Raw genomic sequence first — 12,361 nt, 5'->3', positions numbered from 1 at the left:
TTCTGCCCCACGATTTTCAGGAGACGGATCCATGGGTTTTCTCACCGGCAAGAAGCTGTTGATCACCGGCGTTCTGAGCAACCGCTCGATCGCCTACGGCATCGCCCGCGCGTGCCACCAGCAGGGTGCCGAACTGGCGTTCAGCTATGTCGGGGAGCGCTTCAAGGACCGCACCACCGAGTTCGCGTCCCACTTCGATTCCAAGCTGATCTTCGACTGCGACGTCGCAGACGACGCCCAGATCGACAAGCTCTTCACGGACCTGGCACGGACGTGGCCGCGATTCGACGGCTTCGTCCACAGCATCGGCTTCGCCCCGCGCGAGGCGATCGCCGGCGACTTCCTCGACGGCCTGTCGCGCGAGGGCTACCGCATCGCGCACGACATCAGCGCCTACAGCTTCCCGGCCATGGCCAAGGCGGCCCGGCCCTACCTGAACGACAAGTCGGCCCTGCTCACCCTCACCTACCTCGGGTCGGAACGCGCCCTGCCGAACTACAACACCATGGGGCTGGCCAAGGCGAGCCTGGAGGCGTCGGTGCGCTATCTGGCCGAGTCGATGGGGCCGAAGGGCACGCGCGTGAACGGCATCAGCGCCGGCCCGATCAAGACGCTGGCCGCCAGTGGCATCCAGGGCTTCGGCAAGATCCTGTCGGTGGTCGCGGACGTCTCGCCGATCCGGCGCAACGTGACGATCGACGAGGTGGGCAACGTCGCGGCCTTCCTGCTGAGCGACCTCGCCAGCGGCGTGACGGCCGAGATCACCTACGTGGACGGCGGCTTCAGCCAGGTGGTCGGCGGCATCGCCGAGGCCTGAGCCCGACCGCCGTGGCGCGACCCGACCCACTGCGACGCGACGGGCGGGTCCAGACGCCTCCGGCGCTTTCCCGATGACGCTCGAACGGCGCACCTTCCTGCGCACGGCACTCGCCCTGCTGGTCGCGGCCGGTGCCGGCGACTCGCTGGCGGCATCGCCGCCCCCGCTCATGCTGGCGGATGTCTATCGCCAGGGCCTGCCCCTGGCCGACTACTGGATCAGCGAGAAATACGACGGCGTACGCGGCTACTGGGACGGCACGGCCCTCTGGACCCGTGGCGGAGAGCGCGTCGTGGCCCCGGCCTGGTTCGTGGCGCCCCTGCCGCGCGTGCCGCTGGACGGGGAACTGTGGGCCGGCCGCGGCCGCTTCGCGCTCGCCGTCTCGACGGTGCGCAGCCAGACGCCCAACGACCTCGCCTGGCGCGAGATGCGCTTCATGGTGTTCGACCTGCCGCGGCAGCCGGGCGATTTCACGACCCGTCTGGACGCCTTGCGCAAGTTGCTGCCCATCGTCGCCGCGCCATGGGTCGTGCCGGTGGCGCAGGAACGCGCCACCACGCACGAAGCCCTGCGCGCGCTGATGGACAAGACCGTGCGGATGGGCGGCGAGGGGCTGATGCTGCATCGCGGCGCGTCGCCCTACCGGGGCGAACGCAACGCCGATCTGCTCAAGGTCAAGCCCCACGACGACGCGGAGGCACGCGTGATCGCGCACCTGGACGGCAAGGGCCGCCATGCCGGCCGGCTGGGCGCGCTGCTGGTGGAAATGCCCGACGGCCAGCGTTTCCGGCTGGGCGGCGGTTTCACCGACGCCCAGCGCGACGATCCGCCGCCCGTGGGCGCCTGGGTGACCTACCGGTACAACGGCGTCCACGCGGGGGGACTGCCGCGCTTCGCGCGCTTCCTGCGCGTGCGGGAGGATCTGCCAGCGACGGCAGCGGCCCGCTGAAGCCGCGGCCGACGACGCTCAGACTTCCGTGCGGCGCACGCAGTCGGCGTAGTAGCGCTTCTTTCCGGCCTCGTCGATGCGTGCCACCAGGCCGTGGATGTCGGTCTCGAAGCCCGGGCACTCGCGGTTGAACTCGCGCGCGAACCGCAGGTAGTCGACGATCTTCTTGTTGAAGACCTCGCCCGGGATCAGCAGCGGGATGCCCGGGGGGTACGGCGTGATGAGGCTGGTCGTGATGCGGCCTTCGAGTTCGTCGATCTCCACGCGCTCGGTCTTGCGGTGCGCGATGTGGGCGAAGGCGTCGCTCGGCTTCATGGCCGGCGTCAGGTCGCTCAGGTACATCTCGGTGGTCAGGCGCGCGACGTCGTAGCGCGCGTAGAGCTTGTGGATGTGCTGGCACAGGTCGCGCAGGCCGAGCTTCTCGTAGACCGGGTGCTGCTGGCAGAACTCCGGCAGGATCCGCCACATCGGCTGGTTGCGCGCGTAGTCGTCCTTGAACTGCTGCAGCGCCGTCAGCAGCGTGTTCCAGCGGCCCTTGGTGATGCCGATGGTGAACATGATGAAGAAGCTGTAGAGGCCCGTCTTCTCCACGATCACGCCATGCTCCGCCAGGAACTTCGTCACCACGCTGGCGGGGATGCCGGTGTCGGCGAACTTGCCCTGCAGGTCGAGCCCGGGCGTGACGATGGTCGACTTGATCGGGTCGAGCATGTTGAAGCCGTCGGCCAGCTTGCCGAACCCATGCCAGTTGCGCTTGGCGCTCTTCGCTTTGCTGTCGGTGCTGCCTTCGCCCTTCATGATCCAGTCCTCGGCGCGGCCGATGCCCTCGTCGACGAGCTTCTCCGGACCCCAGACCTTGAACCACCACTCGTCCTTGCCGAACTCTTCCTCGACCTTGCGCATGGCGCGGCGGAAGTCGAGCGCCTCCAGGATGCTCTCCTCCACCAGGGCGGTGCCGCCGGGCGGCTCCATCATGGCGGCGGCGACGTCGCAGCTGGCGATGATCGCGTACTGCGGGCTGGTCGACGAGTGCATCAGGTAGGCCTCGTTGAACAGGTCGCGGTCGAGCGCGCGGTTCTGCGAGTCCTGCACCAGCACGTGGCTGGCCTGGCTGATGCCGGCGAGCAGCTTGTGCGTGGACTGCGTGGCGAACACCAGCGACTCCTTGGGCCGCACGCGGCGCTTGCCCATCGCGTGGTAGGCGCCGTAGAACGGGTGGAAGGCGGCGTGCGGCAACCACGCCTCGTCGAAGTGCAGCGTGTCGACATAGCCGTCGAGCATCGTCTTGATGGTCTCGGTGTTGTAGATCACGCCGTCGTAGGTCGACTGGGTCAGCGTCATCACGCGCGGCTTGACCTTGTCGTGGTCGACGCCGGCGAGCAGCGGATTGGCCTTGATCTTGGCCTTGATCGCCGCCGGCTCGAACTCGCTCTTCGGGATCGGTCCGATGATGCCGAAGTGGTTGCGCGTGGGCTTCATGAACACCGGAATGGCGCCGGTCATGATGATCGCGTGCAGGATCGACTTGTGGCAGTTGCGGTCCACCACCACCACGTCGTCGGGCGCCACCGTGTGGTGCCAGACCATCTTGTTGCTGGTGCTGGTGCCGTTGGTCACGAAGAAGCAGTGATCGGCATTGAAGATGCGCGCCGCGTTGCGCTCGCTGGCGGCCACGGGGCCGGTGTGGTCGAGCAGCTGGCCGAGTTCTTCCACCGCGTTGCAGACGTCCGCGCGCAGCATGTTCTCGCCGAAGAACTGGTGGAACATCTGGCCGACCGGGCTCTTGAGGAAGGCGACGCCGCCCGAGTGGCCCGGGCAGTGCCACGAGTAGGAGCCGTCCTCCGCGTAGTCGATCAGCGCCTTGAAGAACGGCGGCTGCACGCCCTCCAGGTAGCTCCGGGCCTCCCGGATGATGTGGCGCGCCACGAACTCCGGCGTGTCCTCGAACATGTGGATGAAGCCGTGGAGCTCACGCAGGATGTCGTTGGGGATGTGGCGCGAGGTGCGCGTCTCGCCGTAGATGTAGATCGGCACTTCGGCGTTCTTACGCCGCACCTGCTCGATGAAGCTGCGCAGGTTGAGCACGGCCGGGTCGAGGTCGGGGCCGGGCGTGAACTCCTCGTCGTCGATCGACAGGATGAACGCGCTGGCGCGGCTCTGCTGCTGCGCGAACTGGCTCAGGTCGCCATAGCTCGTGACGCCCAGCACCTCGAAGCCCTCGCTCTCGATGGCCTGCGCGAGCGCACGGATGCCCAGGCCCGAGGTGTTCTCGGCGCGGAAGTCCTCGTCGATGATGACGATGGGAAAGCGAAATTTCATGCGGCAAGGCTCCAGGAAGCAGGCGATAAAACGGTGGTGGGGAATCGGGAAAGGCGCGAAGTGTACGGAATCCGCATGACACGCCGACGTACCTCGATGCACCGAGAATGACAGTCATTGCTCAATGAGGAAGCGCACATGGCCAATTCCACTTTCTGGTGGCTGATATCGGGAGGCACGATCGTGCTGGAGCTGCTCTCCGGCACGATCTACCTGCTGCTGCTGGGCATCGGTTTCGCGGCCGCGGCGATCGCGGCGCACGCGGGTTTCGGGCTCGGCGCGCAGATCTCGGCGGCGGCGGTGATGGGTGTCGGCGCGGTGGCCGTCTGGTACGCCATCCGCCGGCGCCGGCCCGCCCCGCTGCCCAGCCGCTCGAACCGCGACGTCAACCTGGACATCGGCTCGCACGTCCACATCGAACGCTGGAACGCCGATGGCACCGCCAGCGTGCGTCACCGTGGTGCCCAGTGGACCGCCATTCCACGCGACGGCCAGGCGACCGCGCCGGGCGAGCACCGCGTCGGCGAGATCGTCGGCAGCCGGCTGGTCGTCGAACGGATCTGACCGCGTCCCGCACGGTTCGCCCCGATCCTGCCATCGACCGACGTCCTCGTTCCCTCTCGCCTCCCTTCCTTCATCCGTTGTCCGTCATCGAAAGCGTCGCATGGAATATTCCGTTCCCATCGTCTTCCTCGTCATCGCCGTCATCTTCATCAGCCAGTCGGTGAAGTTCGTGCCGCAGCAGAACGCCTGGGTGCGCGAGCGCCTGGGCAAGTACCACAGCACCATGACACCGGGCGCCAACTTCCTGATCCCCTTCATCGACAAGGTCGCCTACAAGCACAGCCTGAAGGAAATCCCGCTCGACGTGCCCAGCCAGATCTGCATCACGCGCGACAACACACAGTTGCAGGTCGACGGCATCCTGTACTTTCAGGTGACCGACCCGATGCGCGCGAGCTACGGCTCTTCCAACTACATCGTCGCCGTCACGCAGCTCGCCCAGACCTCGCTGCGCAGCGTGGTGGGCAAGCTCGAGCTCGACAAGACCTTCGAGGAGCGCGACGTGATCAATGCGCAGGTGGTCGCCGCCATCGACGAGGCGGCACTCAACTGGGGCGTGAAGGTGCTGCGCTACGAGATCAAGGACCTGACGCCGCCCAAAGAAATCCTGCTGGCGATGCAGGCGCAGATCACGGCCGAACGCGGCAAGCGCGCGCTCATCGCCGCTTCGGAGGGTCGGCGCCAGGAGCAGATCAACATCGCGACGGGCGAGCGCGAGGCGTTCATCGCGCGCTCCGAGGGCGAGAAGCAGGCACAGATCAACAACGCCCAGGGCGAGGCGGCGGCAATCACCGCGCTGGCCGAGGCCACCGCCGACGCGATCGAGCGCGTGGCCGCTGCCATCCGACAGCCCGGCGGCCAACAGGCCGTTCAACTGAAGGTGGCAGAACGTGCGGTCGACGCCTTCAGCAAGGTGGCCGCGGACTCCAATACCACCCTGATCGTGCCCGGCAACATGACCGAGACCGCGGCGCTGATCGCGTCGGCGATGCGCATGGTGCAGGCTGGCAAGCCGGCGCCTCCGGTTTGAAACGCTGCTATAGTCGAGGGCTTCGCGGAGCGGTGGATGAGCGGTTTAAGTCGCACGCCTGGAAAGCGTGTGAGGGTTAATAGCCCTCCGCGGGTTCGAATCCCGCCTGCTCCGCCAGTTTAGTGTTCGTGATCATTCGCGAACCACCAAAAAGCCCGGTCCCTCATAGGGAGCCGGGCTTTTTCTTTGTTCGCCAAGGACCGCAGGAACCCGGGGGCATCCGGACTATATTGGGGGCAAGTCAGGGGGCAGGAAGTTGCCCCCAGAGCCTGTTGCCCCCACTGCCCTCCTCCATGCCCCTCACCGACACTGCCATCCGACAGGCCAAGCCGACCGAGAAGACCCGAAAGCTTTCTGACGCCCAAGGGCTGTACCTTGAAGTGTCGCCGGCTGGCGGCAAGTGGTGGCGGCTGAAGTACCGCTTCGAGGGCAGAGAGAAGCGTCTGAGCTTGGGCACCTACCCTGAGACCACCCTCGCGGTAGCCCGAGGCAAGCGAGACGCGGCACGCGCCCTGCTCCGCACGGGTGTCGACCCGAGCGCCGAGCGCAAGGAAGAGAAGCGACGCACCGCCATCGCGGCCGACAACTCGTTCGAGGCCATCGCGCGGGAATGGCACAAGGCCTGGTCCGTGACACGCACGCCCAAGCACGCCGGCCAGGTCATGCAGCGCCTGGAGGGCGACATCTTCCCGGCGATCGGCGCACTGCCCGTGGCGAAGATCACCGCGCCGATGCTGCTGGCGCTGGCGAAGAAAGTCGAGGCACGCGGCGCGAACGATCTGGCTCGGCGTGCCTTCCAGGTGGCGGGACAGGTGTTGCGGTATGCGGTGGCGCATGGGCTGGCCACTCGGAACGTCGCGGCCCAGGTGAAGCCTGGCGATGCCCTCAAGCCGAAACAGGAACGTCACTTCGCGCGGCTCGACGCCCGGGAGATGCCCGAGCTGCTGAACAAGATCGAGGTGTACGCCGGCTATCCGCGCACCCGGCTGGCGATGAAGCTGATGACGCTCACGTTCCTGCGCACCACCGAGCTGATCCAGGCGCAGTGGAGCGAGATCGACATGGCAGCAAAGCTCTGGCGTGTGCCCGCCGGCCGGATGAAGATGCGCACCGACCATCTCGTGCCATTGTCGCGCCAGACGCTGCAGGTCCTCGAGCAGATCCGCGAGTCAGGAACCGGCCCAGACTACCTGTTTCCAGGCGAGCGAGACCACGAGGCCTGCATGAGCAACAACACGATCCTGTTCGCGCTCTACCGGATGGGCTACCGGGGACGGATGACGGGGCACGGGTTCCGCGGGGTGGCCTCGACCATCCTGCATGAACTTGGCCATCGGCACGACCTGATCGAACTGCAGCTGGCGCACCAGGAGCGCGACAAGATCAGCGCGGCTTACAACTTCGCGACCTACCTGCCGCAGCGCGCGGAGATGATGCAGGCTTGGGCGGACCACGTGGACACGATGCGGGCGCAGCACAAATCAAAATAGCTCGACTGCTGTACATTCATCCAGCATGAAAGTACGGGTCGAACTCCGCCGCAAAGAAGGCCGCTTCATCGCGCGCTATCGCCCGCAGACTGGGTTCACGGGTCACCTGATCACAGCCCGTCAGACAGTCCAGGACCGCGAGGTCATGTACTTGTCCGTGCGCGTGGACTTCCCGCCCGGTGAGACCGACATCCGCCCACCCGGTCCGGAACTCTTCGAGGCCCGCATTACTGCCGTCCAGGACAACGAGATCCGCTTCATGGGGTGGGACGTCGACAACCTGAGCTGGCATGTCCAAGAGTGGGACTGCTTCGTGCTGCGCTAATGGTTGAAAGCCTCTCAGATTATTCGTTGTTAAAAATTGAATCTCACCCAGTTAAAACCGATATCTGCAGTTCTTTCAATTTACTATTTTGATAGTTGCCAATTCTAAAACAGCAAAAGCTGCCGCATCAGGAAGTTTTTTAGGATTATCTTTGTTGTCCCTGACGGTCATCAAAGCATGGGAAAGATTTTTTTCTTTCTCCAAAGATCCAGCCTCAGGCTTCTCTACAAAATTGACTTTACGCTTGGTTTTCTCTATTTCACAAGCAGTTAAGACCTGATCCACCCTTAGAGAAGCAGTTCCACGGACCTGACGAGCAGGCTTTGAGTCAGAAGCTGGTCTATCAAGATCATGCTTGAAAATTCTTACTATGTCTTCATAAGGAACAATTTTTTCTCTGCTTACAGAAATATCTGTTTGTTGAAATGCGCTTTTTGTGCCTCTTTGGAGTTCTTCACTCCAAAAAGGAGCATGCAAAGCGCGAACCACAATCTCGTCGTTTCCTACGCTCATGAATTGATAATTCTTAGTATTTTTTCAACTGAACCAGAATTTTTTAACAACAGTTCATAAGATCTGCTATCTTTTTCTTTAAATATAGAAACTTGATTTGAAGAAAACTCCAGTTCTATTATTTTGTTATTCGCGTCAAGCCAGTTTATTATTAAGTTGCCGTCCTGAGACATAAAAGTTCCCAGCCGCGGCGGCTGGATTCTAGATTCTTCTAGAAAAAAACTGAGCTTTTCAAGAGAGCGAATATTTAATGGCTCTCCATAACCTGAGTCCCATCCCGCTTCCAGCGCAAGAAACTGCTCAAGTCTTATTAAACCACTAGCGCCCAACGCATTTTTTGTCGACGGCAACAGCAATTCACCAATAGAAAAAGCAGTTGGAGTGAGTAAGTTTTTATTTGCTACAAATGACAGCTGAGTAGTTGCATTGCTTGCTTCTTTTCTGATTACTTCAGCAGCGAAGTTTTGATTGTTGTCTTGATGGTTCTCAGTTTCTATAGAAAACTGGAATGCGTGATCTTCGACCTTGTCATTTTTCACTTCCGCTTGAACATTTGCAGCAAGCGCGAGAGCTGCACCAGCCGCAACAAACCTTAAAAAATTTACAGTTGATTTGGGTTTATCAACTTTCTTTTCTGATTTGTTTTTTATAGAGCTAGAAATCTTAGACTTTTTTTGCGTTTCAGAAAAAGCATTTTTAATCCAGCTGCTTATGCTCAAATCTTGGAAATCCCCAAAGGTTGCAAAACTCATGTTGGCACCGCAATATTTTTAGGGACAATTTTCTCAAGCTCTTTCGAGAATTGCAGCATCATGGGGTTAGGCATAGTTAATCTTACAACTGGATCGGTGAATAATTTCTGTGTTGTAAAAAAATTTGCCAATGCCAACCCAGAAGAGTTGAAAAAATCCATAGTTGTAGCACCAGGACCAGCATTCGTTCGAGTGAAATTCGCAGCCAACGCAATAGATTGCTCAGGCTCTTCCAGAAATTCCATCAAATAATTGATGCTTTGTAATTTTTCATCAAGGGGAATGCTGACTATTCCCGCATAAACAGTCGCTGCCATTCCAGGCATTGGTTCTATAGGAAATCTAACATCCAACATAGCCCTCAGAGATTTACCGTCAACTTTGCGTTGACCAAACAATAATCTATATTCCCCAAATTCTTTTCTGATTTCAAAACAGTCAGCTACAAACTTTCGAGTCGGCGCAGCTGCACCAGAAAGATCGACAACTGCGGTCGCCCTTGTCAAACTTCCTTGATTTGACATTCCATGAAGCTTAAAAGGAACAACAACCCCCTCGCCGACTAAATCCACATTGTTTGATGAATTGCCGGCTGATTGTTTTTTATTTTGCATAAATTGTTCCTTTTTTACCTACAAAATGACAGTTTTTATGAACGAAATCTGCATCAGATCTGCAGCTTACATAAATTCTTGAATTGATAATAAAATTTTTAAATAGATCAATAGTCTATTCTGAATTTAACTAACGTCTTTTCGCCACTAGCCAAAACGTTTGATCATCTCGCTGTCCCTCACTAACGAGCATGCGCAAACAGAACTACAGGGATGAGCCTAACACCAGCGCTTGACCATCAACTGCCCTCATCTGCATCGTCGCCACGCTGTCGGCGAATACAGTGTTGGTGGTGTGGACGCTCTTGCGACCGTCGATCAGCGCAGATTGGCCTCAACCCAGCGAACTATGTCGGCTGGCCCCATAGCGCCAGCCTGTCGCGCAATCTCCCGACCACCTTTGAACAACGCGAGCGTCGGGATGCTACGGATGTTGAAGCGCCTGCCGAGGGCCGGCACGGCCTCGGTGTCAACCTTGGCGAGACGCACGTGCGGTTCAAGTTTGGTGGCAGCCGTTTCGAAGCCGGGCGCCATCTGACGACAGGGGCCGCACCAAGGCGCCCAAAAATCTACCAGCACTGGAATCTCGTTGCGTGCCACATGGCGGTCGAACGACGCCTCGTCCAGAGCGATCGAATGCCCAGTGAAAAGTACTTGATGACACTTGCCGCAGTCGGGCGCGCTGCCTAGCTGGTCAGCGCGTACGCGGTTGGTGGTGTGGCAATGTGGGCAGACGATGTGCAGCTTGTCAGGTTCGGTGTCATCTTTCATGCGTGCCATTGTGAAGGCACTACCCCTTTCGCACGTATAGGTAGAACGTCACATCCGTTAGCCCGTCGCCAACGTCATAACCCAAGCGGAACCGCATGCTCTGCCAATACCCGCACTGCAGTCACAGCCTGAAATCTTCGGGGACAGCATGTAGCTGCCGTAAGATTTCGACCTGATGGTGTCAGGACCGGGTTAGCGCCGGACTTTGGGTGAAAGTCTCAAGGTAGACCTTGCTTAAGAACGCTGCTTGATGCGAGTGACGCCATCTTCTTCATGCATGGGGCTGTCGAGAGCCCGTCTTGCCCGTTGACTTCCACCAGGTCAACGGGCTTTTTTCAAGCTCTTACCTCTCTCGCACAAGCAGCCAGAAGGTCCGGTCATCGCGTTGGCCGTCGCTGAGCGTCATGCGCAGGCGGAACGACAGGTAGGTCTCGGGGACGAGGGTCTGGCCCGCGGCCGCCTGCATGCGCACGGTGATGATCTGCCCGTCGATCTCGCGACTGGCCTGGAGCTTCTGGTCAGTCAGGACCTCGCAGTCCGCCAAAGCCAGCCCCACTCCAGCCGAGGTGACCCACGGGCTCACATCGAACGAGAAGTTCAGCCGAGCATCGGGGTCGAACGGGCCCCAGGGCGTCTTCACGCCCGTCGTGCGCCAGAAGGGTTCGGGGGAGCGAATTTGGCTCATAGCTTCTCGATGTTGGAGTGACGGCTCTCCGCCGGGATCACGTAGACGATCCAACGCGACGGGCGAATCAGAACGGGCGGGACGGTGGATGGGGTTCGAAGCAGCAGCAACATCGTTGGCCCTTCAGCTGATCGCCCACTTGGACTTCAAGTAGGTACGGATTCGGTCGGCCAGCTGAGCCGATGGCTTGGACGGCAGGATCAGGACTTCGCGGCCCGTGATCTGGGCACCCTGCCCGCCCAAGCTGGCCCCGATCTGTGTGACCGTGCCAGCGCTGAAGCCCGTCGTGTGCGAGGCGGTCGACTGGAGCGCCCCGTTCAAGCCGAAGACCACCGGCGCCCCGAGCTCCACTTGGCACTCCAGGATGCAGTTGATGTTGGTCTGGACGGGAAGGCTTGAACTGGTCGCCACCGCCGCGACCGACGCTCGCACCAGCTGCATGTTGCTCGACGTGGTGCGGAACTGCCGGCCGCCGTTCGCACTCGCGCCCAGAATCGTCCGGTTGCCGCCCAGGTCGAAGTTGCTGCAGACCACGAACGCGGTCTCGCTGTTGTTCGAAGCGGACAGCGCGGAGTTGAAGTACCTGCCATCCTGGATCTTGAAGCCATCGTCCATTTCGATCGGCTTGAGCGAGTCGGCCGCTTGGACCGCATGGTTGCCCGACCCGGACTTGTCCCCCAGCATGGCGATGAAGCCGCCCGACGAGGTGTAGGAGCCCCGGTCCTGGGCATCAAGCCACAGCGAGAAGGTGCCGGCCGGCTCAGACGCAGGCGTCCAGACCGCGGGCGACGGCGCGGCGATGAGCAGGTTGCGGATCGCGCTCATCGAGGTCGCACGCTGGCGCATCAGGTGAGCTCCGTCAGCTCGAGCACGCCCGCCGTGGGCGTCGCTGAGACCACGGCGATCTGCGCGCCTGCCGGCACGCTCAAGTCGAGCCGCTCGCCCTGGCCGATGTAGTGCGAGGTGGGTGCAGCCGTCTGGGTGCCTGCGCCGATCGAGTAGCGGATGGCGGAACCGAGCGCGACCATCGAAATGCGGCGGGCTGTCAGGGGTGTGCTGATGCCGGACCCTGTGGTCGTTGCGGTCAGCTGGCGGGCAGCCCCAGGCTGGGCCAGCGTGTTGACGGCCGGCGTGCTGGTGAGCGCTGTCAGGAGCGCCGCCAAGGTGGCCTCGGTGCTCGCCCCCGCAGGCAGCGCCGACTGCTGCACCGTGATCGACTCCAGCGCGGCCAGCGCCGATGCGTCGAGGGCGACTGGCCCTGCCAAGGTGACGAGCTGGTTAGCCGGGAAGTTCGAGACGCCGATCGATTCGAGGGCAGCGAGCGAGGCCGCATCTAGCGCGATCACCCCGATGACATTCACCGGCAACGGGTTGGCTTGGCCGAGCGGCTTCGACTCACCGTCCCCGCCGACGTCGAGCTTCATCTTCTGGAAGTGGATGCCGCCGACGTCGTCGGTCGCGACGGCAGCGCCGGTGCCGGGTGTGATGGAAACGTTGTCGCTCATGGTGGGATTCCGGAATTGGGTTTGAGG

At 61.3% G+C, this 12,361-nt stretch carries 14 protein-coding genes and 1 tRNA gene; 7 read left to right on the top strand and 8 right to left on the bottom strand.

What is annotated here, in order from left to right; genetic code table 11:
* Positions 1–31 precede the first annotated feature (31 nt).
* Positions 32–817, top strand: coding sequence for an enoyl-ACP reductase FabI (gene fabI / locus NF681_11600; protein ID UST52987.1), 786 nt, complete (start codon positions 32–34; stop codon positions 815–817).
* 169 nt (positions 818–986) lie between these two features.
* Positions 987–1,766: a DNA ligase gene (locus tag NF681_11595; GenBank protein UST55747.1), complete on the top strand. Its 780-nt coding sequence runs from the start codon at positions 987–989 to the stop codon at positions 1,764–1,766.
* Positions 1,767–1,784: 18 nt separating this feature from the next.
* Here the strand turns inward: NF681_11595 and NF681_11590 are convergent, their stop codons facing one another.
* Entirely contained in the window at positions 1,785–4,085 is a 2,301-nt protein-coding gene (locus tag NF681_11590; protein ID UST52986.1) for an arginine/lysine/ornithine decarboxylase, read from the bottom strand.
* A gap of 138 nt (positions 4,086–4,223) precedes the next feature.
* Here NF681_11590 and NF681_11585 point away from each other — a divergent pair, with 138 nt between their 5' ends.
* The 5 genes from NF681_11585 (at position 4,224) to NF681_11565 (ending at position 7,494) form a co-directional block, all read left to right on the top strand.
* Entirely contained in the window at positions 4,224–4,649 is a 426-nt protein-coding gene (locus tag NF681_11585) for an NfeD family protein (GenBank protein UST52985.1), read from the top strand.
* 100 nt (positions 4,650–4,749) lie between these two features.
* Positions 4,750–5,679: a paraslipin gene (locus NF681_11580; GenBank protein ID UST52984.1), complete on the top strand. Its 930-nt coding sequence runs from the start codon at positions 4,750–4,752 to the stop codon at positions 5,677–5,679.
* A 26-nt stretch (positions 5,680–5,705) separates the two neighbouring features.
* Positions 5,706–5,796 (top strand) — tRNA-Ser (locus NF681_11575).
* A gap of 176 nt (positions 5,797–5,972) precedes the next feature.
* Complete coding sequence (locus NF681_11570) at positions 5,973–7,169, top strand: integrase arm-type DNA-binding domain-containing protein (protein ID UST52983.1); 1,197 nt, start codon at positions 5,973–5,975, stop codon at positions 7,167–7,169.
* Between the two features lie 145 nt (positions 7,170–7,314).
* Complete coding sequence (locus NF681_11565; GenBank protein UST52982.1) at positions 7,315–7,494, top strand: hypothetical protein; 180 nt, start codon at positions 7,315–7,317, stop codon at positions 7,492–7,494.
* Positions 7,495–7,569: 75 nt separating this feature from the next.
* Here the strand turns inward: NF681_11565 and NF681_11560 are convergent, their stop codons facing one another.
* From NF681_11560 to NF681_11530, 7 genes are all read right to left on the bottom strand, one after another.
* Positions 7,570–8,007 (bottom strand): hypothetical protein, encoded by a 438-nt coding sequence (locus NF681_11560; GenBank protein ID UST52981.1) that lies wholly within the window; start codon positions 8,005–8,007, stop codon positions 7,570–7,572.
* Positions 8,004–8,759 (bottom strand): hypothetical protein, encoded by a 756-nt coding sequence (locus NF681_11555; protein ID UST52980.1) that lies wholly within the window; start codon positions 8,757–8,759, stop codon positions 8,004–8,006. Before NF681_11555 ends, NF681_11560 begins: the two co-directional genes overlap by 4 nt.
* Positions 8,756–9,373, bottom strand: coding sequence for a hypothetical protein (locus NF681_11550; protein ID UST52979.1), 618 nt, complete (start codon positions 9,371–9,373; stop codon positions 8,756–8,758). Before NF681_11550 ends, NF681_11555 begins: the two co-directional genes overlap by 4 nt.
* Before the next feature lie 318 nt (positions 9,374–9,691).
* Positions 9,692–10,144: a thioredoxin TrxC gene (gene trxC, locus NF681_11545; protein UST52978.1), complete on the bottom strand. Its 453-nt coding sequence runs from the start codon at positions 10,142–10,144 to the stop codon at positions 9,692–9,694.
* Positions 10,145–10,487: 343 nt separating this feature from the next.
* Entirely contained in the window at positions 10,488–10,829 is a 342-nt protein-coding gene (locus NF681_11540) for a hypothetical protein (GenBank protein ID UST52977.1), read from the bottom strand.
* 123 nt (positions 10,830–10,952) lie between these two features.
* A complete protein-coding gene (locus NF681_11535; GenBank protein UST52976.1) occupies positions 10,953–11,675 on the bottom strand; it encodes a hypothetical protein in 723 nt (240 codons plus the stop codon).
* Positions 11,675–12,334, bottom strand: a complete 660-nt coding sequence (locus tag NF681_11530) for a hypothetical protein (protein ID UST52975.1) — start codon at positions 12,332–12,334, stop codon at positions 11,675–11,677. Before NF681_11530 ends, NF681_11535 begins: the two co-directional genes overlap by 1 nt.
* Positions 12,335–12,361: the final 27 nt, after the last annotated feature.

This window comes from Comamonadaceae bacterium OTU4NAUVB1 (assembly GCA_024372625.1).
Taxonomy (GTDB): Bacteria; Pseudomonadota; Gammaproteobacteria; order Burkholderiales; family Burkholderiaceae_C; genus Variovorax.
Note: the sequence above shows the minus strand (reverse complement) of the source record. Positions and strands in the feature narration are given on the sequence as shown.

Excerpts from the sequence above, each read along its gene's own strand:
- NF681_11560 (UST52981.1), bottom strand. The coding sequence starts at position 8,007 with ATGAGCGTAGGAAACGACGAGATTGTGGTTCGCGCTTTGCATGCTCCT.
- NF681_11580 (UST52984.1), top strand. The coding sequence starts at position 4,750 with ATGGAATATTCCGTTCCCATCGTCTTCCTCGTCATCGCCGTCATCTTC.
- NF681_11595 (UST55747.1), top strand. The coding sequence starts at position 987 with ATGCTGGCGGATGTCTATCGCCAGGGCCTGCCCCTGGCCGACTACTGG.
- NF681_11555 (UST52980.1), bottom strand. The coding sequence starts at position 8,759 with ATGAGTTTTGCAACCTTTGGGGATTTCCAAGATTTGAGCATAAGCAGC.
- NF681_11540 (UST52977.1), bottom strand. The coding sequence starts at position 10,829 with ATGAGCCAAATTCGCTCCCCCGAACCCTTCTGGCGCACGACGGGCGTG.
- NF681_11530 (UST52975.1), bottom strand. The coding sequence starts at position 12,334 with ATGAGCGACAACGTTTCCATCACACCCGGCACCGGCGCTGCCGTCGCG.
- NF681_11535 (UST52976.1), bottom strand. The coding sequence starts at position 11,675 with ATGCGCCAGCGTGCGACCTCGATGAGCGCGATCCGCAACCTGCTCATC.
- NF681_11570 (UST52983.1), top strand. The coding sequence starts at position 5,973 with ATGCCCCTCACCGACACTGCCATCCGACAGGCCAAGCCGACCGAGAAG.
- NF681_11585 (UST52985.1), top strand. The coding sequence starts at position 4,224 with ATGGCCAATTCCACTTTCTGGTGGCTGATATCGGGAGGCACGATCGTG.
- NF681_11550 (UST52979.1), bottom strand. The coding sequence starts at position 9,373 with ATGCAAAATAAAAAACAATCAGCCGGCAATTCATCAAACAATGTGGAT.
- NF681_11565 (UST52982.1), top strand. The coding sequence starts at position 7,315 with ATGTACTTGTCCGTGCGCGTGGACTTCCCGCCCGGTGAGACCGACATC.
- trxC (UST52978.1), bottom strand. The coding sequence starts at position 10,144 with ATGAAAGATGACACCGAACCTGACAAGCTGCACATCGTCTGCCCACAT.
- fabI (UST52987.1), top strand. The coding sequence starts at position 32 with ATGGGTTTTCTCACCGGCAAGAAGCTGTTGATCACCGGCGTTCTGAGC.
- NF681_11590 (UST52986.1), bottom strand. The coding sequence starts at position 4,085 with ATGAAATTTCGCTTTCCCATCGTCATCATCGACGAGGACTTCCGCGCC.